The 20,136-nt window shown below is 62.0% G+C and carries 17 protein-coding genes and 1 pseudogene; 7 read left to right on the top strand and 11 right to left on the bottom strand.

The features are described 5' to 3' along the window. Positions 1 to 16 precede the first annotated feature (16 nt). Positions 17 to 1,189 carry a glycosyltransferase gene (locus ACYG9V_RS07315; RefSeq protein ID WP_023684222.1) on the bottom strand — a complete coding sequence of 391 codons (1,173 nt, stop codon included), beginning with the start codon at positions 1,187 to 1,189 and terminating at the stop codon, positions 17 to 19. 177 nt (positions 1,190 to 1,366) lie between these two features. Between ACYG9V_RS07315 and ACYG9V_RS07310 the strand changes: the two are divergent. Further along, positions 1,367 to 2,533, top strand: a pseudogene (locus ACYG9V_RS07310) (polysaccharide pyruvyl transferase family protein); the annotation flags it as partial. A gap of 225 nt (positions 2,534 to 2,758) precedes the next feature. Here the strand turns inward: ACYG9V_RS07310 and ACYG9V_RS07305 are convergent. The 9 genes from ACYG9V_RS07305 to ACYG9V_RS07265 form a co-directional block, all read right to left on the bottom strand. Continuing rightward, complete coding sequence (locus tag ACYG9V_RS07305) at positions 2,759 to 4,222, bottom strand: lipopolysaccharide biosynthesis protein (RefSeq protein WP_023684224.1); 1,464 nt, start codon at positions 4,220 to 4,222, stop codon at positions 2,759 to 2,761. After that, on the bottom strand, positions 4,219 to 5,388 hold the full coding sequence (locus ACYG9V_RS07300; RefSeq protein ID WP_352518573.1) for a glycosyltransferase: 1,170 nt from the start codon (positions 5,386 to 5,388) through the stop codon (positions 4,219 to 4,221). Before ACYG9V_RS07300 ends, ACYG9V_RS07305 begins: the two co-directional genes overlap by 4 nt. Positions 5,389 to 5,609: 221 nt before the next feature. Next, complete coding sequence (locus ACYG9V_RS07295; RefSeq protein ID WP_023689989.1) at positions 5,610 to 6,851, bottom strand: glycosyltransferase; 1,242 nt, start codon at positions 6,849 to 6,851, stop codon at positions 5,610 to 5,612. 223 nt (positions 6,852 to 7,074) lie between these two features. Next, on the bottom strand, positions 7,075 to 8,154 hold the full coding sequence (locus ACYG9V_RS07290; RefSeq protein WP_352763983.1) for a glycosyltransferase: 1,080 nt from the start codon (positions 8,152 to 8,154) through the stop codon (positions 7,075 to 7,077). A gap of 31 nt (positions 8,155 to 8,185) precedes the next feature. Further along, positions 8,186 to 9,517, bottom strand: a complete 1,332-nt coding sequence (locus ACYG9V_RS07285) for a UDP-glucose dehydrogenase family protein (protein ID WP_023668805.1) — start codon at positions 9,515 to 9,517, stop codon at positions 8,186 to 8,188. Between the two features lie 55 nt (positions 9,518 to 9,572). Beyond that, on the bottom strand, positions 9,573 to 10,472 hold the full coding sequence (gene exoK, locus ACYG9V_RS07280; protein WP_460221929.1) for an endo-1,3-1,4-beta-glycanase ExoK: 900 nt from the start codon (positions 10,470 to 10,472) through the stop codon (positions 9,573 to 9,575). A gap of 121 nt (positions 10,473 to 10,593) precedes the next feature. Further along, a complete protein-coding gene (locus tag ACYG9V_RS07275) occupies positions 10,594 to 10,989 on the bottom strand; it encodes a cytochrome P450 family protein (RefSeq protein ID WP_023668807.1) in 396 nt (131 codons plus the stop codon). A gap of 127 nt (positions 10,990 to 11,116) precedes the next feature. Continuing rightward, a complete protein-coding gene (locus tag ACYG9V_RS07270) occupies positions 11,117 to 12,139 on the bottom strand; it encodes a glycosyltransferase family 2 protein (protein WP_023668808.1) in 1,023 nt (340 codons plus the stop codon). A 142-nt stretch (positions 12,140 to 12,281) separates the two neighbouring features. After that, positions 12,282 to 13,406, bottom strand: a complete 1,125-nt coding sequence (locus ACYG9V_RS07265) for a nucleotidyltransferase family protein (protein WP_023831204.1) — start codon at positions 13,404 to 13,406, stop codon at positions 12,282 to 12,284. Between the two features lie 484 nt (positions 13,407 to 13,890). Between ACYG9V_RS07265 and ACYG9V_RS07260 the strand changes: the two genes are divergently transcribed. The 6 genes from ACYG9V_RS07260 (at position 13,891) to ACYG9V_RS07235 (ending at position 19,604) form a co-directional block, all read left to right on the top strand. Next, positions 13,891 to 14,043, top strand: coding sequence for a lasso RiPP family leader peptide-containing protein (locus tag ACYG9V_RS07260; RefSeq protein ID WP_023684233.1), 153 nt, complete (start codon positions 13,891 to 13,893; stop codon positions 14,041 to 14,043). Positions 14,044 to 14,205: 162 nt separating this feature from the next. Beyond that, positions 14,206 to 14,475 (top strand): PqqD family protein, encoded by a 270-nt coding sequence (locus ACYG9V_RS07255; protein WP_245261370.1) that lies wholly within the window; start codon positions 14,206 to 14,208, stop codon positions 14,473 to 14,475. Between the two features lie 25 nt (positions 14,476 to 14,500). Beyond that, positions 14,501 to 14,875 (top strand): lasso peptide biosynthesis B2 protein, encoded by a 375-nt coding sequence (locus ACYG9V_RS07250; RefSeq protein ID WP_245263585.1) that lies wholly within the window; start codon positions 14,501 to 14,503, stop codon positions 14,873 to 14,875. Positions 14,876 to 14,878: 3 nt separating this feature from the next. After that, positions 14,879 to 16,795, top strand: a complete 1,917-nt coding sequence (locus ACYG9V_RS07245) for a lasso peptide isopeptide bond-forming cyclase (RefSeq protein ID WP_352763982.1) — start codon at positions 14,879 to 14,881, stop codon at positions 16,793 to 16,795. Continuing rightward, the gene (locus tag ACYG9V_RS07240) at positions 16,795 to 17,763 is read left to right on the top strand and encodes a phosphoenolpyruvate carboxykinase (ATP) (RefSeq protein ID WP_352459278.1); all 969 of its coding nucleotides are present in this window, start codon (positions 16,795 to 16,797) and stop codon (positions 17,761 to 17,763) included. Before ACYG9V_RS07245 ends, ACYG9V_RS07240 begins: the two co-directional genes overlap by 1 nt. A 5-nt stretch (positions 17,764 to 17,768) precedes the next feature. After that, positions 17,769 to 19,604, top strand: a complete 1,836-nt coding sequence (locus ACYG9V_RS07235) for an ABC transporter ATP-binding protein (protein WP_352763980.1) — start codon at positions 17,769 to 17,771, stop codon at positions 19,602 to 19,604. Positions 19,605 to 19,651: 47 nt separating this feature from the next. Here the strand turns inward: ACYG9V_RS07235 and ACYG9V_RS07230 are convergent, their stop codons facing one another. Next, positions 19,652 to 19,924: a hypothetical protein gene (locus ACYG9V_RS07230; protein ID WP_023711266.1), complete on the bottom strand. Its 273-nt coding sequence runs from the start codon at positions 19,922 to 19,924 to the stop codon at positions 19,652 to 19,654. Positions 19,925 to 20,136: the final 212 nt, after the last annotated feature.

Below are 20,136 nucleotides of genomic sequence, written 5' to 3'. Positions count from 1 at the left end.
CCATCATCAGCCATCGCTAAGCCAGCGCTTCGGTGACGAAGGGACCTGGGACCGCCGCCAGACCGCGCAGCCTGTCGACAAAGGCGCGGCAGTCGCTGCGGTCGTAGCTCCAGGTTCGTGGGTTGCGGGCCAGCACACGCGCCTTGGCCTTGCCGAAGTGCTCCTGGTCCATGCGGCCGAGCGCGGTTTCCAGGATTTCGGGCGTGGCATCGGAAAGCAGGACGCCAATGTCCTGCTGGTCGAGAAAGCGTCCGGTCTCGGTATTGCCCATCGAGATCGGCACGGCGCCGAAGCGGCAGCCCTCATAGAGGCGGTTGGGCAGCAGCCATTCCGAATTCTGCCCTTCCTCGAAGAAATCGATCGCCCAGGAAAAATGCACTTCGCCGTAGATCGCGGCCATGTCTTCCGGGTTGCGGTAGGGGCCACGAAAGGAGAGATAGGGTTCGGCCTCGACAAAAGCGTGGAAATCCGGGAATTCCGAGAGTGCCGGACGGCCCCGGAGGACGACCTCGAAGCGCCCGCCCTGACGGCGCGTGAAGTCGGCCAGCAGCTCCAGCGAGCGGCGGCAGCGCAGCGCGCCGAACCAGCCGATGCGCCACGGGGGTGCTGCAGGGTTTTCGGCCTTTGACCTGTCATCCAAGGCGATCGGCGCGGTTTCGAAGTATTTGTTTTCGACCAGTTCCACCGGTGCGGCGACCTGCCCGAACGGCTTGAAATAATTGGCGATGAAGGCCGGTGAGCTCGTCACCAGAAGCTTCACGTCGCGGGCGAGATAACGCTCCGCTGTGCGCAGTGCTTTGCCCAGCATGTCATTGCGCAGCACCAGGCGATGGATGTCGAGGCATTCGTAGACGATCGGCACGCCGCCGCGAAAGGCGGCCTTGGCGCGCCTGGCCAGCGCCAGCATTTCCAGATTGCGCGCGATGATGAGGTCGGGCTTCGGCATCGCCGCAAGCTTTGAGCCTATCGACAGCGCCGCCTTGGCGACCGCCGCCAGACGCTGGCCGAATCGGCCGTCACGCGTCGCGCCGAGGTCGACCGGCTGCAGCCCCTCGACGTCGGGAACAGCATTTGTGGTCCGACGGAAGCCGGCCAACGTGACCCGCGCGCCGCCTGCCTTGAGCATTATGATCCGCCGGCGCACCGCCGGGTCGGAAACATCGTGCACAAGGTACAAGACATGCAGCATGAAAACTCGACCGCTGTTGGCCCACCCACGGGAATGCTAACCCAGCTTTTGCTGCATCGCAACATTTTTGGTGCGCCGTAGCATAAGTGCACGTTTTTTGTTGCACTGCAAAATTGATGCGTTACCCTCCGTCGGGCTTGAGCGCCGCTCTGGCTGGTCACCCAGCCCGATGCAGCGATGGATTGTGACGCGAGCCGCATCGGGATCGTCCTGGCGTGGGTATTTTCGGTCACCATGCCCGTCCTAGGCACCGCAGGCCACGCCGCGGAATCTGCTGACGAAATGAGGTATCCCATGAAGATCGTCGTTGAAAACACAGTCTGCCTGAATACCGGGGATGCGGCGATTCTGCTGGCGATCCGCCACATTCTCAAGACGATCGTGCAAGGCGACGTGCGGTTTGCCGTCTTCGACAGCCAGCCCGAGGTTGCGGAACGACTCTATCCGAAGACGGATTATCCCGACCTTGAATTTCATAAGCTGCTGTCGGAATCCCTGTTCCGATACAAGAATGGCAGCGGGCTGAGGGACCGGTTCAAGCCGATCTACAATCGGCTCGTTCTCCAGGCCCTGCGCTGGTTTGGCAGCAGCGCGCTAGGCAATTTTTTCAGCCATCGCGACCGGCGCGGTCTCGATATCTACGCCGACGCGGACATGGTGGTCACCACAGGGGGAACCTATCTCGTCGAGAACTACAATCTCGAACGACGCCTCAATCAGTTCAGGCTCGATGCCGTATTTGGCAAAGATCCGGTCTTCTTCACGCAATCCCTCGGTCCGTTCGACAAAAGTTACAACCGCCAGGAGCTCGGCCCGATCTTTGACCGCAGTCCGCTCATCCTGTTGCGCGACGAACGGTCGCGGACCCATATCCGGGACTTGGTGAAGGATCTCGGCAAGTGCCACGTGGTGGCCGATGCGGTATTCGCCTTGGCCGATACCGACAGGATCCGCAAGCGTCTCGCTTCCAGCCAGCCGCCGGCGTCGACGGGCCGCGTCGCTATTTCGGTCCGCCACTGGAACTACGTCAGCGACGGTGAGGGCGGCATGCGCCGCTATCTGGATTCGATCCGCGAGATCGCCACAATTCTTGTCAGGGACCTTGGCAAGGAGGTGACCTTCGTCTCCACGTGTCAGGGCGTGCCGGAATATGCCCATGACGATTCCAAGACCGCGCAGGCCATCGTTGCCGAGCTCGATCCTGAGATCGCCAGCCACGTAACGGTGGACGCTTCGTTCCACACGCCGGACCAGTTGATGGCGCTGGTGAAGGGCTTCGACTTCGTCGTCGCGACGCGCATGCATATGATGATCATGTCGCTTTGCGTCGGCACGCCGGTGCTGCCGATCGCCTACGAGTTCAAAACCAAGGAAGTGGCCAAGCGAATCGGTGTCGACGATGTGCTGCTCGACATCGACACCGTGACGCCCGAAGAGGCGCGCGAAAAGCTCGGCCGGTTTGCGGGAAATCTCGACCGCTATCGCAAGACAAGCCTTCAGGCCGTGCTCGAAGAACATGCTTCGGCAATGTCGGCCACAAACCTGCTGGCGCCGCTGATCGCCGGCCGCTCAGCGGATATTGCGCGCGGCGTTGGACAGGGTGGTGAACAAGGCGCGTCGCGACTGCGGGACGGCAAGCATGAAAACGAGACCGATGCCGTAGTTGAGGGCAAGCGCCAAAAAGACCGCGAGCAGGTCTGACTGGCCCGTTAGAGACGCCGGCAACCACAGGTACAGGAACCAGGCAAGCAGGGACGAGGCGATGAAAAGCCCCTGCATGAGCAGGAAGTCGGCGGCGGTCACCGGACCGACGCGATGGACCAGTAGCGCCAGCACGGGAACGCGCAGCACGTAACCGCTGATGGCATAGGCCGCGGCAACGCCGACGGCGCCCCAGTGCAGGCCGACGACGAAGGCAGCGACGGTCGTCAGCGACGAATAGATGCCCCAATGGAACATGGTCTTCGTCTTGCCCTGACAGATGAATATCCATCCCGTCGTGCTTGAAACGGACTGGACCAGGCTGGCGATGCCCAGCCAGGCAAAGATCGGTGCGACCGGTGCCCAGCCCGCGCCGAAGAGAAGTCCGACGATCTGATTGGAGGTCAGCGTCAGCGCCGCGATGCCCGGCATGGTAACGGCCGCCAGCATCCAGTTGGTGCGCACATAGATATCGCGAAAGCGGGCCTTGTCATCGTGGATGCGGCTGAGCAGCGGCACCATGACCCGTGTCAGCGGCTGGTTGATGTTCTGCAGCGGGAACAACAGGAGCTTGTAGGCGCGGTCGTAATAGCCGAGTTCGATCGCACCGGAATATTTGCCGATGAGAATGTTGTCGAGATTGCGCGAGAAGAAGTTGGCGAGGTTGAAGCCGGTCAGGTTGGCGCCGAACGACAATATATCGGCATCGACCTTCAGGTCCGGCCGCAAAGGCGTCCAACGCGCCACCAGCCAGGCGGCAGCCAGGGCGATAGCTGCCGAAACCGCCGGGCCGATGACCAGCGACCAGTAGCCCAACCCCGCATAGGCCGCGATCGCGGCGGCCAGAAGTCCGGCGGCGGCGCTTATCACGTCGTTCAGTGCGAGCTGGCCGAACTGCAGGTGCCGGTTCATCAACGCCAGCGGCACTGCGGCGAGACTGCCGAGAAGCAGCGGCAGGGCGGAGCCAAGGGTGATGCCGGACATACGTTGATCGCCATAGAACGCGGCGATGGCAGGCGCCAGGCCGGCCACTACCACGGCACTACCCAGCCCGACGAGCGCGCTGATCCAGAACACCTGGTTGAGCTGCTGGTTGCTGATGTCCTTGCGCTGAACCACAGCCTGCTGCAGGCCCAGATTCTGAAGCAGCCCGACGAAGGCCACGATCGGCCCGACGGAAGCCACCAGACCGAAATCCTCGGGGACGAGCAGACGGGCCAGCACGATGACGGAGAGAAACTGGATCGCCATCTTGAAGCCCTGGGCGCCGATGGTTACCAGCCCGCCGCGCAGGGCGACACGACCGAACTGGGGGGGCGGATTGGCGTTCATGCAAGCGACCTCGTTTCGCCAAGCCGCATGGCGATTTCCACGAAATGTTGGTTCAGCAGATCGGAGTTGAACTCCGCCTCGATCTTCTTGCGCGCCGCGAGAGCGATCCCTTCACACGGCTTCGGATTCTCGGCGATCCAGGCAAGCTTGCCGGTCAGCGCCGCAACGTCCCGCTCAGCCACGAGAAAACCCGTCTTGTGATCATCGATCAGTTCAGGGATCCCGGAATGATATGTGCTGACCACCGTCAGGCCGGCGGCCATCGCTTCCATCAGCGAAACCGGAATGCCTTCCAGATCGCCATCGCGGGCGCCGACGCTGGGCAGCAGGAACACATGCGCATCGCGCAGACGCTGTTTGACTTCGCTGTGCGGCCGGGGCCCAAGAAAATTCACCCTGTCGGCAATGCCAAGCTCTGCGGCGATCCCGTTCAGCTGCTCGAGAAGTTCTCCGCCGCCGATCACCGAGTAGATCCAGTCTCGCCGCGGCAGGCCAGCAAGCGCGCGAAGCGCATATTCGATGCCCTTCTTTTCAGTCAGGCGGCAGACCGAGATGAAAGAGAGCGTAGCCTGCTCCCATGAACGCCACCGATAGTCGATGTCACTCGGCCGCACCCCCATATGGTGAACCACAACCTGCTCCGGCGATGCACCGACCTCAATCAAGGCATCGCGGAAAAACGCATTCACCGGCAGTTGAAGAACGCCCTTTTCGAACACAATCTTGTAGCGCGCGAGCGTATTGTCATGCAGCGGTTCGCCGACATCACGGCCGTGAAATATCGTCACCAGGGGAGCGGAAATCCTCCCGCGCTTGATCGCGCGGGCCACGCGCATGCCGTTGTTGCCGAAATGGGCAACGATGACGTCGGCGCCCTGCAGTTTTCGCGCATGAGCAATGTCGATGGCGGTCGAGAGCTTGTCCCAGAACCTGCCGGACCACTTCCTGAGCAGCGGGCGATAGCGACCCAGGCCACCCCACCAGCATACGACCTTTCCTGGCAACGCCTGCCAGCGCGGATCATCGATGTTGCTGTCCCTGCCGAAGGACGTCTCGTTGCAGACGACGCCGACTTCCATGCCGCGCTCAAGGCATCCGGCTATCTGGTCGAGAACAAAGGTTTCGGACAATGAGGGAAACTTGTCGACTACAAAGCAGATCTTCATCGGCAGGATGCGCTCGTCCGGGGAGCCGGTGTCCCTTTGACAAAAGCCGGGCCGAAGACAGGGTGGCGGAAGCACAAGACATGCAGCATGGAACTCTACCGCTGTTGGCCCACCCGCAGGAACGTTAGTACAGGTCTTGCTGCACTGCAACATTTTTGGTGCAGTGTAGCAAGATTTCCCTCAGCTTGGCGTGCCTGCCGATCAAACGCAGAGGAGCAGTGTCAGCCGGCAGATGAAGGATCCGCCAAGCCCTCGGAAACGCCGACATGACCGGTGGGTGCATGCGCAGGGCTCGATGTGGCCAGTTGGGTAACGATCTGCGCAAAACGTTCATTCAGAACATCTGCGTTGAAGTCCTCCTCGACTTTGCGGCGTGCGGCAAGCGCGATACGCTCGCATTCGGTCGGGTGCTCCGCGGCCCAGGCAAGCTTGCCGGCAAGCGCTGAAATATCTCGCTCGGGCGCAAGCAACCCCGTCTCCCCATCCTTGATGAGCTCCGGGATTCCCGAATGATACGTGCTGACCGCAATCAATCCGGCGGCCATGGCCTCCATGAGCGCGACCGGAATGCCTTCCATATCCCCGTCGCTGGCAGTGATACTTGGCAGCAAAAAGAGATGCGCCATGCGAAGCCGTCTTTTCACCTCTGCGTGAGGGAGGCTGCCGAGGAATGTTACGCGACCAGCCAAGCCCAGCTCTACGGCCAGCTTCTCCAGATTCATCCGCAGAGGACCGTCGCCAACAATGTCGTAACGCCAGTCTAGCTGCGGCTGGGAGGCCTTGAGGGAGGCCAGGGCTCGCAAGGCGAACTCGACGCCTTTCTTTTCGACCAGGCGGCAAACCGTCGTCACGACCAGTTGGGTGCCTTCCCACGATTCCCAGCGATAGCCGATTTCGCGGGTGTCAATTCCCATATGGTGGACCGTCGTGCTCGCCTGGGACAGGCCGGCTTCCAGCAGCATCGTGCGGAAGTAATCGTTGACGGGCAGGTTCAGGGTCCCATGCTTGGTCAGCCCGGCATATTGTGTCGCGAGCACTGCCTGCCGCGCCGGGATCGCCACGTCCGCGCCGTGAAAGATGGTTATGATCGGTGGTTTGAGCACCTTCCATTTCTTCAGTGCGGCTGCTCTCTCGCCGTTCTGTCCGAAGTGGGCGACAATCACATCGCAGCGGTTCAGGCGGCGTGCAAAGGCGATGTCGAGAACGGTCGAGGCCTTGTATCGCAGACGCGGCGGCAGACGCTGTACAAATTTGCTGATTACAGCGGCCCATCGCCACCAATGTCGGGTTCTGGCGAGCAGCGTCGCCATCGGCTCGCTTTGCCGGTCAATTCGGTGGTCACCTTGCATCTTTTCGCAGACCACTTCGACCTGAAAGCCCCGCGCCAGCAGCCCAGCCATCTGGTCCACGACGAAGGTTTCCGAAAGCAGAGGGAATTCGCCGACGACAAAGCCCACGCGCATGACCCGCCCATAAGGTTGGGGCTTGCTCGGACCAAGCGGTCCATATCGCACAAGCCCTAATGTAGACAGGCAGAATACACGTTGATTGCTGCAGTGCCACAAAATATTGCACTGCAGCAATTAAAAGTGATCCGGACGGGCGCACGACGCCTGGACCTGGCTAACGGGAACTTTGCGCGACCACGGTCGTGCAGCGTCTCAGCTGAAATGCAACACGACGCGTTTAGGCTGCGCGCTCCAAACCGACACGTCTTGCGCGGTCGAGAACGCCCATGAACGTTGCGAACTGGCTGTCGGGGTTCATTTGCCGCCGCTCCGAAAACTGACGTGCTGTCGCTGACAGCCGCTTGTACTCGGCCTCATCGCTCCACAGCCGCCTGATCGTTGCGACCCAGTCGGCGAGCGGGGCGTCGTAGTCCAGTACCACGCCGCCGGCGCCGATCGCTTCCGGCAGACCGCCGCGCCGCGAGCCGACCACGGGAATGCCACTACAATGCGCTTCCGAGGCCACCCGGCCCCAGGCTTCTTCCCATTTGCTGGGCGCAAGCAGGATTTTCGTGCGGCCGTAGACCGTCTTCATGTCGCTGGTGCGGCTTTCCAGCTTGACGTTCTGGAGGGGAGAGATTGTTGCTTCGATCCGGGCTCGATGATCGTCGTCGAGCTTCCAGCTTTCGACGAACAGGAACGGGATCTCGGGACAGGCGGCGGCAATGCGCACCGCAAGATCGAAGCCTTTTTCCTCATATGGATTGATGAGCGTGACAAATTCACCGGTCGTCGGTGTGCTGTAGAACGCGGGATTGATGGTCGGCGGAATAATGGTCGAATCGATATCGAATTTTGCCTTATAGGCGCGCGCGGTGAACTCGGAGTTGGCGATATAGACCGCCGAATGCAGCTCACGCAGATCGCCGGCCAATTCGTCGAATTCGACATTCCTCAGATAGACGGTCAGCGGCACGCCAAGCCTCTGCAGCTCTCTGCCGATCGGCACCGAATTGTGGCACTGCACGACCGCGACATCCGGCCTCAACTTTTTGACGGCGAAGTCGGCCGCTTCCCAGGGGAACCACGCCCGTACAACCGGATAGCCCGGGAAATTGTCGATGACCGCGCGCTGACGAAGGAGCTTCATCTTGGCGCGCGCCCTGAAGCCGAACATGCCGTCGCCGAACAGCGCTGCCAGAACGGATGCCTCGTGACCGTTTTCGCGCAATTGCTCGACCAGGTGGTGGGTGCTCGACTGGACGCCCCCGCTGAATTGCGGCGTGTAGCCGGTGCCGCCTGCAAACAGAACTTTCATGAACCTGGCTCCGCGTTGTGCCGCCCTGCCTTCACGCCGCCATCCTGCCGATCGAGAAATACTCGATGCCGTGACGGGCGATGACCTTGGGATCATAGAGGTTACGGCCATCGAAGATGACCGGCGTGGTCAGGGCATCCTTCACCGCGTCGAAGGACGGGGCGCGGAAACTCTTCCATTCGGTGGCGATCAGCAACGCGTCGGCGCCGCGCAGTGCCGCCTCCTTGGTGCCGCACAACAAAAGGTCGTCGCGCAGGCCGTAGATGGCCTGGCATTCCTGCATCGCCTCGGGGTCGTAGGCCTGCACATTGGCGCCGGCCTGCCACAGCGCCTCCATCAGGACGCGCGCCGGCGCCTCGCGCATGTCGTCGGTGTTGGGCTTGAAGGCGAGGCCCCAGAGCGCGAAGGTCTTGCCCTTGAGACTGCCCTTGAAATAACGGTGCACCTTGTCGAACAGCACCGACTTCTGGGCATTGTTGCGCTCCTCCACGGCGCGCAGCAGCTTGGCGTCGAACTTGACACCTTCGGCGGTCTTGATCAGCGCGCGGACATCCTTGGGAAAGCACGAACCGCCATAGCCGAGGCCGGGATAGATGAAGTGGTAGCCGATGCGCGGATCCGAGCCGATGCCCTTGCGTACCTCCTCGATGTCGGCGCCGAGCTGCTCGGCCAAATTGGCCATTTCGTTCATGAAGGAGATCTTGGTCGCCAGCATGCAGTTGGCGGCGTACTTCGTGAATTCGGCGCTGCGCACGTCCATCACGATCATCTTCTCGTGGTTGCGGTTGAACGGCGCGTAGAGCTCCCGCATCACCGCCTCGGTGCCCTCGCTGTTGGTGCCGACAATGATGCGGTCAGGCTTCATGCAGTCGGCGACGGCGGAACCCTCCTTGAGGAACTCAGGATTGGAAGCGACGTCGAAAGCCAGGTCCTGGCGCCCGCGCGCCTTCAGCGTCGCGGCGATTTTGGCCTTCACCTTTTCGCAGGTGCCGACCGGCACGGTCGACTTGCCGACGACGATCTTGGGACCGTCCATCTCGCGGCCGATGGTCTCGGCCACCGCCAGCACATATTTGAGGTCGGCCGAACCATCTTCGCCGGGTGGCGTGCCGACCGCAATCATCTGGATCTCGCCATGCTTGACGCCGGCGGCGGCATCGGTGGTGAACTTGATGCGGCCGGCGGCGTGGTTCTCCTTGACCAGGGCCTCCAGTCCCGGTTCGAAAATCGGCACCAGGCCCTGGTTGAGCCGCTCGACCTTCTTTTCATCGACATCGACGCACACCACCTGGTGCCCGACCTCCGCCAGCACCGCGGCCTGCACGAGACCGACATAGCCAATTCCAAAGACCGTCAAATTCATTCGGGTTAATTCCTGTTCACGCCCTTTGGCCTTATATAGCCGGGCCGGTTCAGATCTACTTTATGCTGCTTACACTGCATGCCAGCAATTCCGGAAACTGGCACGGCTGGCCGAGCGCGGTGAAGGCGACGCGCTGCACCTGCATCGTCACCTGGCGGCCGGGGTCGGAAAAGGCGCCCATCCAGTTTTTCAGCGTGTCGCTGCCCCAGAGGCTGAAGAATATCTTCTGCGAGTGGGTCGGCAATTGCTCGGGATTGGTCACTTCCTGGACCAGCTTGCCGTTGACGTACCAGCGCAGCCGGTCCTTTTCCCAGATAAAGGCATAGTCGTTGAAGCCCTTGTCGGCGCCGCCTTCGACCTCGGCCAGCTTCTCGTTCTTGGGCTTGCCGGCGATGTAGCTGTTGACCTGCACCTTGGATGTATCCTTGGTCAGCACCTCGAAGTCGATCTCATACCAGGGCTGTTTGTCGGCAGGGCCGATATAGGTGAAGAAAGCGGCGTTGAGACCGGATCCGGTGTCGGTCTTCATCCGTGCTTCATAGGTCCCATAGCCGAAGCGCTGCTTGGTCTGGATCTCGGCGCAGGCGAACTCGCGGTCCTTCAGTTTGCGCTTTTCGAAGCCGAGCGTCAGCATGTTGTCGGAAAATTTTACCAGGCTTTTCGACCAGGTGCAGTTCTGGTGATTGCCGTTCGACCAACCGTCGGAGACATACCAGCGCGAACGATCGAAACTCTTGAAATCGTCGACGAAGGACGGTGCGCTTTGCATCTCCGGGGAGGCGTCCTGGGCGCGGGAGGGGTGGGCGGCGCCGAGCAGAGCTGCGGCTGCCGCCAACAGAAGCGCACCAACGGATAGAAGACGCGTTGGGTTTACAAGACGCATTGGCCGATTTGGCCGCGTCGAAATCATGGCATCGATTGCCGCCATGGGCGTCGTCTTCGGATCTGCGTTCATATCAATTCACCTTTGTGCTGTTCCGCCCCAACCCAAAGTCACCGATTGGCCCACATTGCTAACGGGCCGATCCCGATCCTCCGTCCCCGAACTTTCTCTTCTGTGTCTCGTGTGACCGTGTTCAGCCGAAGCGACCTGCGGGTTTGACATATTCCCCGTGCGAATCAGAACTCTGGCCATCCTCGCCGACGATCGCGTCGAGTGAATGACGCAGTTCCTTCATCCGGCTCGTCTGGCGCACCAGCTCGGCGATGCGCTGTTCGCAGTTCAGGATGGACTTCGTCAGCTCGCCGACTTCCGACAGCTTGCGTGCCGACGCCGAGCCGTTCTCCATCGACTCGACCAGGAAGGCCGCGTTGGTGGACTTCGACCGGTAGCGGGCCTCCAACCCGGTCTTCTCGGCCGCAATCTCGGCCGTGATCTGATCCAACAGCTTTGCCAGACGGTCGAAACGCGCCAGATCGGTCTGCTTGTCGCGCGCTGGGTCCCTGGACCTGAAGCCGAAAATTGAAGCCATCCGGTTGGCCTTCCAAAATTGCTGCACCGCAACATACAGTGCCATCGTCGGGGCGTGTAGGCAACCTCCGAGTTTCAGAAAGGCAATTTTTTCAGCCTTGCGGCCGCCGTCCCGGACTTGGCGGAGCCTACTTTTGCGCCGCCGTGTTGGTAGCGGCCATGAGGAAGCGCAAAGGCGGCACCGGCTGCTGCCGCGGGGACAGACCGGCGTGGCGAAACAACGCATCGAGCTTGTCGGCGGCCACGCCGACAACGATGGGAATGAAGTTCGACTGGCTGGCCAGCGCATAGGCGGCGGCAGACGCCATGCCGCGCTCGGCCTTCACATCGAGGAAATTGCGCAGCCGGTATTTGTCACGCACATGCCGCTCGTGCTTGCGCAGCAGGGCCTTGGAGCCTTCCGGCAGGCTGTCGATCTCGAGCAGTGCCAGATCCGCATCGGCGAGGCGCTTCAGATCCTGTGTCTTGTGGCGCCCGCTCAACGAATCGGCGCGCACGATCGCGCCATAGCCGCAGGAACGGATGACCTTGAAGCGTGCGCCAAGGGCAAAGGCGCGAGCGTAGAGTTCGTAATCTTCGCCGAGACGCAGGTTCTCGTCGTAACGCAGCCCATGCCTGTCGAGGAAAGCTCTTGATATCACCGGCTTGAGAAAGCCGAGTTCGCCGCGCTGGACACGCCGTCTGGAGATGTTGCCCTCGATGAATCGCTCGAAGTCGAGGAATTCCGGGTCCGCCGAAAAGGACGGGGCGACGATCTTCGAGACATCGGTCGCCGTATCGTCACGGATCAGCATGATGTTGTCGGCGGCGAAATCCCAGTCGGCGCTGGCAAACAGCTGGCGAAACCGTCCCTGAAGGAAGAAATCGTCGGCGTCGAGAATGCTGATGAAAGGTGATTTCGACCCGGCAATGGCGGTATTGCGGGCGAAGGACGGGCCGCGATTGGCGTCGAGCCGGATGACCGAAAGCCGGCCGCTGCCATCATCGGCAGCGCTGGCCACCTTTGCGGTGTCATCGGTGGAGGCGTCGTCGACGACGACGACTTCCGCCACCTCCGGCTCGCGCAGCGCCGAGGCGATGGCTGCGGGAATGGTCCGGGCCCCGTTGCGCGCCGCGATGATCACGCAGACCCGGGATTCTGTCATGGACATAGGGTGGCCTTTCGATTGCATAAAGTGTCGCGAGGCCCCTCGCCCTCCCGGCGCGCGGCGCCGGACCCCGATCCATCCCCCGATCCATCCCCAGCGGATCGGGACGGAACGTTATCTGCCTGCTGCATGACGACCCTCATCGTCACCGGCTTTCCCGCTCGAAAATCCGCCGGCTGAGGTCGGCTGACGCGGCCCAGCCGGCCTCGGTCAGATAGCGGACAGGTTCGCGGCCGCACAATTCCCACAAAACGGTGCGCCGTTGCGGCCATCTGAGCGACGACAGCCACGGCGCGATGACCATGTGGAACAGGTCTTCATTGCCGATGCGTGACAGGATCCTGGTGGCCCGATCCGACAGCAGCGTGCCGGCGCCACCAAGCAGCACATCGGCGGCGCGCAGGCCCAGCAGCAGGGTGTCAGCCAGCCCCTGCTCGGCCGCGTAGTCGAGCACAGTCTGCTGCTCGGCCTCGCTCAGCCGACTGGCAGCGGCCCGGATATCGCAGACATAGCCCGCGCATGGCTCGCGGTTGAACAGCGCCTTTGCGACACTGATGCAGGACAGAAGCAAAGTGTCGGAGGCCGAGATGAACGGCACGCTGGAGCCGGCGATCGCAAGCGCGCGCTTGCGGCGCAGGAACCCTTCCGTATCGCGCGGGCTGGGCGATCCCGGCTGCTGGAGCCGGTAATGGAGATCGACGGTGGACAATTTCCGACCTTGGCTGCGAACCATGTGCTGCTCGCCCAGAAAGCGCACCCACCAGACGGAGCGGGACTTGCCGGCGACCTCGTAGCCGATCGAGCGCAGCGCATCACGAGCTCTAAAGAAGCCGGCCGGCGACACCAATATGTCGACATCTCCGGACGGCTTCATGAAATGGTCGCCATAGAGCAGTTGCTGCTGGAGAGGGCCCTTCAGGAAGACGAAATCGATGCTGCTGCCGCGCAGCGCCTTGTCGATGGCCATCGAATCCATGATGCCGGACGAGTTCATCGCAATTGTGCGCCGGCGATAAGTGTCGAGCCACTCGAGCAATCCCGGCGGCGTCTCGCCCGCCGGTGGGCGCGACAGCGCCTTCAGCATGAAGGTGGCGACCTTGTTCAGCCTGGCGATATCGCAAACATCGGCAACGGAGATGGCCGGTGCAGGCGCGGCGCTGGGGCTCGCCCTGGAGGCGAAGAACAGCCGCAGGCAAGCCTGCACATAGGCCACTTCGTCGGCGCAGCCAGCGGCGCGCAACCTTTCGAAGGTCCCTTCCTGCAATGCCATATGCTGCAGCATCTCCGCAAAAAATTCGCCAGGCGCGTTATATTGCAACTGCGAAGCAAAGCATCGCCAAATTCATGCGCCGCGTCCAGTTTTTCCTTTGGCGCAATTTTCCTGCAACCTGAACGTTTCGCAACACAGTCCTACAACGAGATGCAAGGCGCCGCCTGATCGGGGCTTGTGGCGGGTACGTCAGCAACAATTTTTGTGGGAATGCGCCAGCGCCCAAGTGAGGAGCATTCGAAGGAAAATTTAACGTAATTAAATCAGATACTTAGTTGACGGCCTCGGACACTCTGCTGAATTCTCCTGAGATGTGAAATGCAAAGCGCTTTGATCACCATTGAAGGGAGTCGCAACCGAGAATTGATTAACGGCTGGTAAATCAGGCTTGACTCATAAATGCTGCCATGCAGCTATTGCGGTGCAGCAATAGCTCGCTGCCGGCAATCGACAGGCCGCTTCCAGTCCACAAGTGGAGAGTAAATTGGAACAGAATGTTGAAAAGCATGAGTACGAAACCCCTAGCCTGACGGTCCACGGCTCGATCGAGACCATCACGCAAGGCGGTAGCGGTACTACGGCACTCGACGCCTCGTTTCCGGCACATACGCCGGTCGGCGAACTCACCTTCTCCTGAGTATTCTCTCGTTGGGGTGACAAAGTCCGGACTCTGCAAACAGAGCGCACTAAGGAGAGTCGGGGGTCAAACCCCGGCTCTCGCGTTTTTGTCCGGAATTGCCGAAGCGTTGGTTGTGAGCGAGGTTTAGGAATGGACTGGAACCCCACGGACCATGATCGGATGAGCGCGAGCAAGGATGCCGTGGCCTGCGAATTCGGCAACGGCCTAGCGCTGCTCGATATGAGGTCCAACATCTATTACAGCCTGAACGGCGTCGGCGCCTATATCTGGGAGCTGATCCAGGAGCCGCGGCCGATTTCCGAAATCCGCAGCGCCGTGCTGGATCGCTACAATGTCGATCCGGAACGCTGCAAGGCCGATGTCGATGGATTGTTGAAGGGCTTGGCGGACGCCGGGCTTGCGAGGCTCCATGATGAGGAACTTGTCTAGAGCTTTCTCACTGAGCGGGCCGGAGATGCTCTTTCTCGCCCACTGCCTTGCGGTGGTCGTGTCGGTGCGGCTGGGGCTGACGCTGCTTTCCTACAACAAAGTGCGCCGCATGGTGACCCGGCTCGACGCGCGCGAACCAGCCGACATCGGCGATCTCAGGCGTGTCGCCTGGGGCGTGGCTGCGGCTGCCCGCCTGGTGCCTGGCGCAAGCTGTCTGACCCAAGCGCTTTCCGGCCAATATTTGCTTGCCCGCCAGGGCAACGCCTCAAAAATCCGCATCGGCATCGAGCGCGATACCGGCACCGAGTTGAAGGCGCATGCCTGGCTGGTCAGCGGCGACCATATCGTGCTCGGCGGCTCGCTTGGCAGGTTTAACCATCTCGTCGACCACGGCCAGTGAGCGATGAGCGGCGTCGCCGGAATTCTGCTGAGGCAGGAAGGCAGGCAGGCCGCCGCGGCCGACATCCAGCGCATGCTTGCCCGCATGCAGCATCGCGCGCCTGACGGCAGTTCGTGGTGGATCGACGAGGGCGTCGTTCTTGGCCACGCCTGGCTCAACACCACCGATGAAGCCGGCCCCGGCCCGCTGACCATGGCCGGCGGCAAGCTCGCAATCACCGCGGATTGCCGGCTGGACAACCGCGACGAACTCTTGGCCAGGCTCGGCATCCGGGACAATTCGGTTGCCGACGCCGTGCTTGTGATGAGCGCCTATCTGCGCTGGGGCGAAGCCTGCCCCGAGCATCTGCAAGGCGACTTCGCCTTTGCCATCTGGGATGGCGAGCGCCGGCAGCTGTTTTGCGTGCGCGACCATTTCGGCGTCAAACCGTTCTACTATCATTCGAGCGACCGGCGCTTCGTCTTTGCCTCGGAGATCGGGCCGATCCTCGATGCCGGCGGCGTCGACATGCGCATCAGCGAACACCAGATTTCGGGATTCCTGGCCGGGCTGCCCGACGATCCGCAGTCGACAGCCTATGCCGATATCTTCCGCCTGCCGGCGCGCCACAGTCTGACAGTGACCGGCAACCAGGTGGTGCTGCGCCGCTACTGGCAGATCGAACCCTCGCCAAGGCCGATGCGATCGGACACGGCCGAGGAATTCCGGCATCTGTTCTCGCAATCGGTCCGCAACCGCATGCGCGGCACGCCTGCGGTCGGCGCAATGCTGAGCGGAGGGCTCGATTCCTCCTCGATCGCCTGCGTGGCGGGCCTTCAGAATGCCGCGCAGAGAAAGCCGAGGCTGCCGACGTTTTCGCTGGTGTTCGAAAAGGGTTCGCCGATGGACGAGCGGCCTTTCATCGAGGCAGTGCTTGGACAGGAGAAGGTCGACGGCACTTTGATTTCGGTCGGCAATTATGCCCCCTTCGCCGAATTCGACCGCATCCTGGAGGAGCAGGAAGAAACGTTTCTTGCGCCCGGCCTGTCGCTGACCCGCGACATCTACAGGACCGCCGGCGGCAAGGGCATGAAGGTTCTGCTCGACGGCCATGGAGGCGACGAGGTGGTTTCGCAGGGCCACGGCCATCTGCACGAACTCGCCTATGCCGGCAAATGGATGGAGCTGTGGCGCGAGCTGCGCAGCGCCTCCAACACCTATGGCGATGGCATGCTCGGCCTCTACTACCAGTTCCTTACCCTTTACGGGCCGGCCTGGCGCATCGCGAGAATCAAGCGGTTCGCGAACCGCGTGCTTGGCAAATTGCGGCGCCATCCCACTGGGCGGCCGGCGACGAGCTGGCGCGCCCTGATCAATCCGGACCTGGCGATGCGTACCGACCTCGTCGAACGGTTCCGCAGGGCCGGCTACATGTCGCCCGCGGTCAGCGCCAGCGAGACCTTGACCCATCGCTGGCTGCTGTCGAACGGCATGGTGCCGCACGCCTTCGAGGTACTCGACAAGGCGGCGGCGAATTTCGGCGTCGAGCCGCGCTACCCCTTCTGGGACAAGCCTCTGGTCGAGTTCTGCCTGGCACTGCCCGGCGCGGAAAAGCTGAACCAGGGCTTTGGCCGCTCGGTGTTGCGCCGTGCCATGGAAGGAATTTTGCCCCCGGCGGTGCAGTGGCGGCGCGACAAGATCGATTTCACCTCCAATTTGGTCAAAGGCATGCTGGGCAACCACCGCGATCTCCTGGACAAGGTGCTGGTGAAAGATGCGGCGCGGATTGCCCCTTACGTCAACCTGCCTGAGGTGACCGCCGCCTATGGCCGCATTTCCAGCCAACCCGAGGCCGCGACCTTGCCCGATGTCCAGTATGTATGGCGTTCGATTTCGCTATCGTTGTGGCTGCGGCAGGTGCAACAGCGCGGGAGCCACTGATGATGCCGGCCAACATGCCTCTTGCCGCTGATGACCGCCATGCAATTGCTGCTCGCGCACAGCACTTGTACAAAGCCTATGGGCTGACGATCGCTTCGCAGGTCGAACTGCCTGAGCTAGAGCCGAGCGAACCAGCTTGCGTCGATGTGCTGATCACGGTCGGCCCGATCGACCTGCCAAAACCCTCGCCCGAGACCGGAACCGCTTTCCGTTTCGAGCCGCGGCAGCAATATTTGGCATGGCAGACGGTCGGCGCCTTCCTGATCACCGATGCCTGCCGGATCGAGGTGGAGCCGGCGCCCGATGTCGACGATGCGCTGCTGGCGTTTCCGCTGCTCGGTCCGGTCATGGCACTGCTCCTGCACCAGCGCGGCCTGCTCATCCTGCACGCCAGCGCCATTGCGGTCGGCGGCAAGAGCGCTGTCTTCATGGGCGACAAGGGCGCCGGCAAATCGACGACGGCGAGCGCGATGATCCGTGCCGGGCATCGATTGCTGACCGACGATGTCGTGGCGCTCGATCTCACGGACCGGCCGATGATCGTTCCGGGTTTTCCGCAGTTGAAGCTCGCCGCCGATGCCGCCGCCGCGTTTCCCATCCGCCAGGCAGAAATACGCCCGCAGGTGCATGCGGCGATCGACAAGATGCAGCATCGCCTGCACGCCGGATTTGCGGCAGACGCGGTGCCGGCGACCCGGATCTATATCCTCGAGCGCGGCGACAAGGCAGCGATCACGCCGCTACCAGGCATCGGCGCCCTGCCGGCCATCATCAAATTTTCCTATGTGACGCGTTTCGGCCGTCCAGCCCTGGTCGGCGATTTTGCCACGACACATCTTCGCCAATGCGCGGCCCTGGCCAGCCAGATCGGCGTCTGTCGCCTCGAAGTGCCCACCGGGCTCGACCGTATCGGCGAAGCCGTCGCCCTGATCGAAAACGATCTGGCGGCCGACAAAGGGCCGCGGTGACTGACATGTCCGCATCGCAGATCCTGCGCTTTTCGTTTTACCGCGATGTCGCCGGCTTCGGCGCCGCCATGGCCCGGATCGGCGGGCGCAGGACCTTCACGGCATTGCTGTTCCTGATCCTGGGAAGCCTGACCGAAGGCATCTCGATCCTGCTTCTGGTGCCGCTGCTGCATCTGGTCGGGCGACCCGAGCAGAATTTCGCGGTCAGGTTGCCTGACCGCGACTGGGTGCGCTGGCTGGCGCCGGACGGAACGCTGCAATTGACCACGGTGCTTTGCCTGCTGGTCGGGCTTGTCGCGCTGCAGGCGGCGTTCAACCGTTATAAATCCGTCTACATGGCGCGGCTGCTGCTCGACTTCATCAATCGCCTGCGCATGAACCTGTTCGAGAGCATCGGCAAGGCGCGGTGGGGGATATTCGCGCGCATGCGCATCTCGGATCTCGACCATGCGCTGACCGGCGATATCGACCGCGTGCAGTCGGCGGCGTTCTCGCTGCTGATGCTGGTGCAGATCGCCGTGCTTCTGGCGGGTTATCTCGTTGTCTCGCTGTTCATTTCGACAGTGATGACGGCGTTTGCCATTGTCGTCGGCATCGTCACCTTCCTGGCACTGCAGCCGTTTCGGGCACGAGCCAGCGCCTTCGGCCGGGTTTTGACCAGCAATCGCCAGGAGCAGTACCGAACGGTCTCGGAGTTCCTCGGCGGCATCAAGGTGGCCAAGAGCCTGAATGTCGAGGCGACCTATTACGCGCAGCTTCGCGCGACGCTGGAGAAGATGAAGGCCGACAACATCAACTATGTGCGCAACAGCACCATCGGCACCGCTCTGTTCCAGGTCGCCAGCGTCATTGGTCTGAGCCTGTTCATCTATGTCGCTTTGGTCCGCTTCAACCTCTCGCTGGCCGAGATCGTTGTCCTGCTTCTGGTGTTCATGCGCATCGCGCCGCGTTTCATGGACATGCAGATGCAGGCGCAGCAGGTGCTGATCAACCTGCCGGCCTATGCCTCGATGCGCGACATGCAGGCGCGTTTCGATGCCGAACGCGAGCCGGCAAACCTCGAATCGGATGCCAAGCTGTCGCTCGATGTCGGGCTCAACATCCGCAACGTCTCCTTTGCCTATGAGGCCGGCGGCAAGCCGGTGGTGAGCGATGTGACGTTTGGCCTTCCCGCCGGCAAGGTAACGGCGCTGATCGGTCCGTCAGGCTCGGGCAAGAGCACGCTTGCCGACATGCTGCTTGGCCTGCTCGAACCGAGCGAGGGCAAAATCCTGGCCGATGGCGTCGAGATCGGCGCGGCCAACCGCCGGCGCTGGCGCGACCAGGTGGCGTATGTGCCGCAAGACGTGTTCCTGCTGCACGATACGATCGCCGCCAATCTGCGCCTTGCCGCGCCGCAAGCCACTGACGCGGAGCTGTGGACTGCACTGCGCGCTGCGCATGGCGCCGACTTCGTCGAGCGGCTGGAGTTGCGGCTCGACACGGTGGTCGGCGACCGCGGCGTCCGGCTCTCGGGCGGCGAACGCCAGCGCATCGCGCTGGCGCGCGCGCTGCTGCGCAAACCTTCGCTGCTCATTCTCGACGAGGCGACCAGCGCGCTCGACTGGCAGAACCAATCCCTGATCGCCAAGTCGATCGACGGCTTGCGCGGATCGATGACGATCCTGACCATTGCGCACAGGCCATCGATGATCGCCTTCGCCGACTGGGTGGTTGCAGTCGAAAACGGACGAATCGTCGAAGTCGGGCAATATCAGAGGTTGAAAGCGAAGGCCGGCAGCCGCCTGTCGAAAATGCTTTCAGGCGAGCAATCGGAACCCGAGCCGGCCGAAGCAGGCTGAGTCCGGCAGCAAGATGATCCGAGGCCGACCTTGCGGCTTCAGACTGCTCAATGCACGCTGCGCCTCGCCGAGAGCTTCTCGCCTTCAACCGCCTTGTCGGCGCCGAGGCTTCTTTCGGCGTCGCGAGCCCTGTCGGCCGATGTCGGCGCGCTCCTGGCGATCATAACATACACCAACAGGAAATAACCGACTTGGATGAGGACAGCGCAGCCGATGACGCGAAGCACCGTTGTGGTGACCGTCGCGCCGTCGACATAGGACCACGCGACCACGATCGCGAGGGCGAAAACCATTCCAATGACGAATTTTGGTAATGACATGTTCGGCGGCCCGTCAACCGGCCCGAGCATGCAAAAGCGATGACTTACCCACCCGAGTATCTCCCCATTCGCCATGCGAGCTTATTTAGCTGCTCTTTTTCGGCCGGTTGCTTCCGGCCTTCCCAACCCATCCAGACTCTATCAGGAATAATTTGCGACTCTATTAAGGCGCGAAACTGACGGCAAGGGCAACCAGCAATAATTTTCGGCTT

This window comes from Mesorhizobium sp. W016 (genome assembly GCF_054719485.1).
This window is presented reverse-complemented; position numbering and strand designations above follow the sequence as displayed.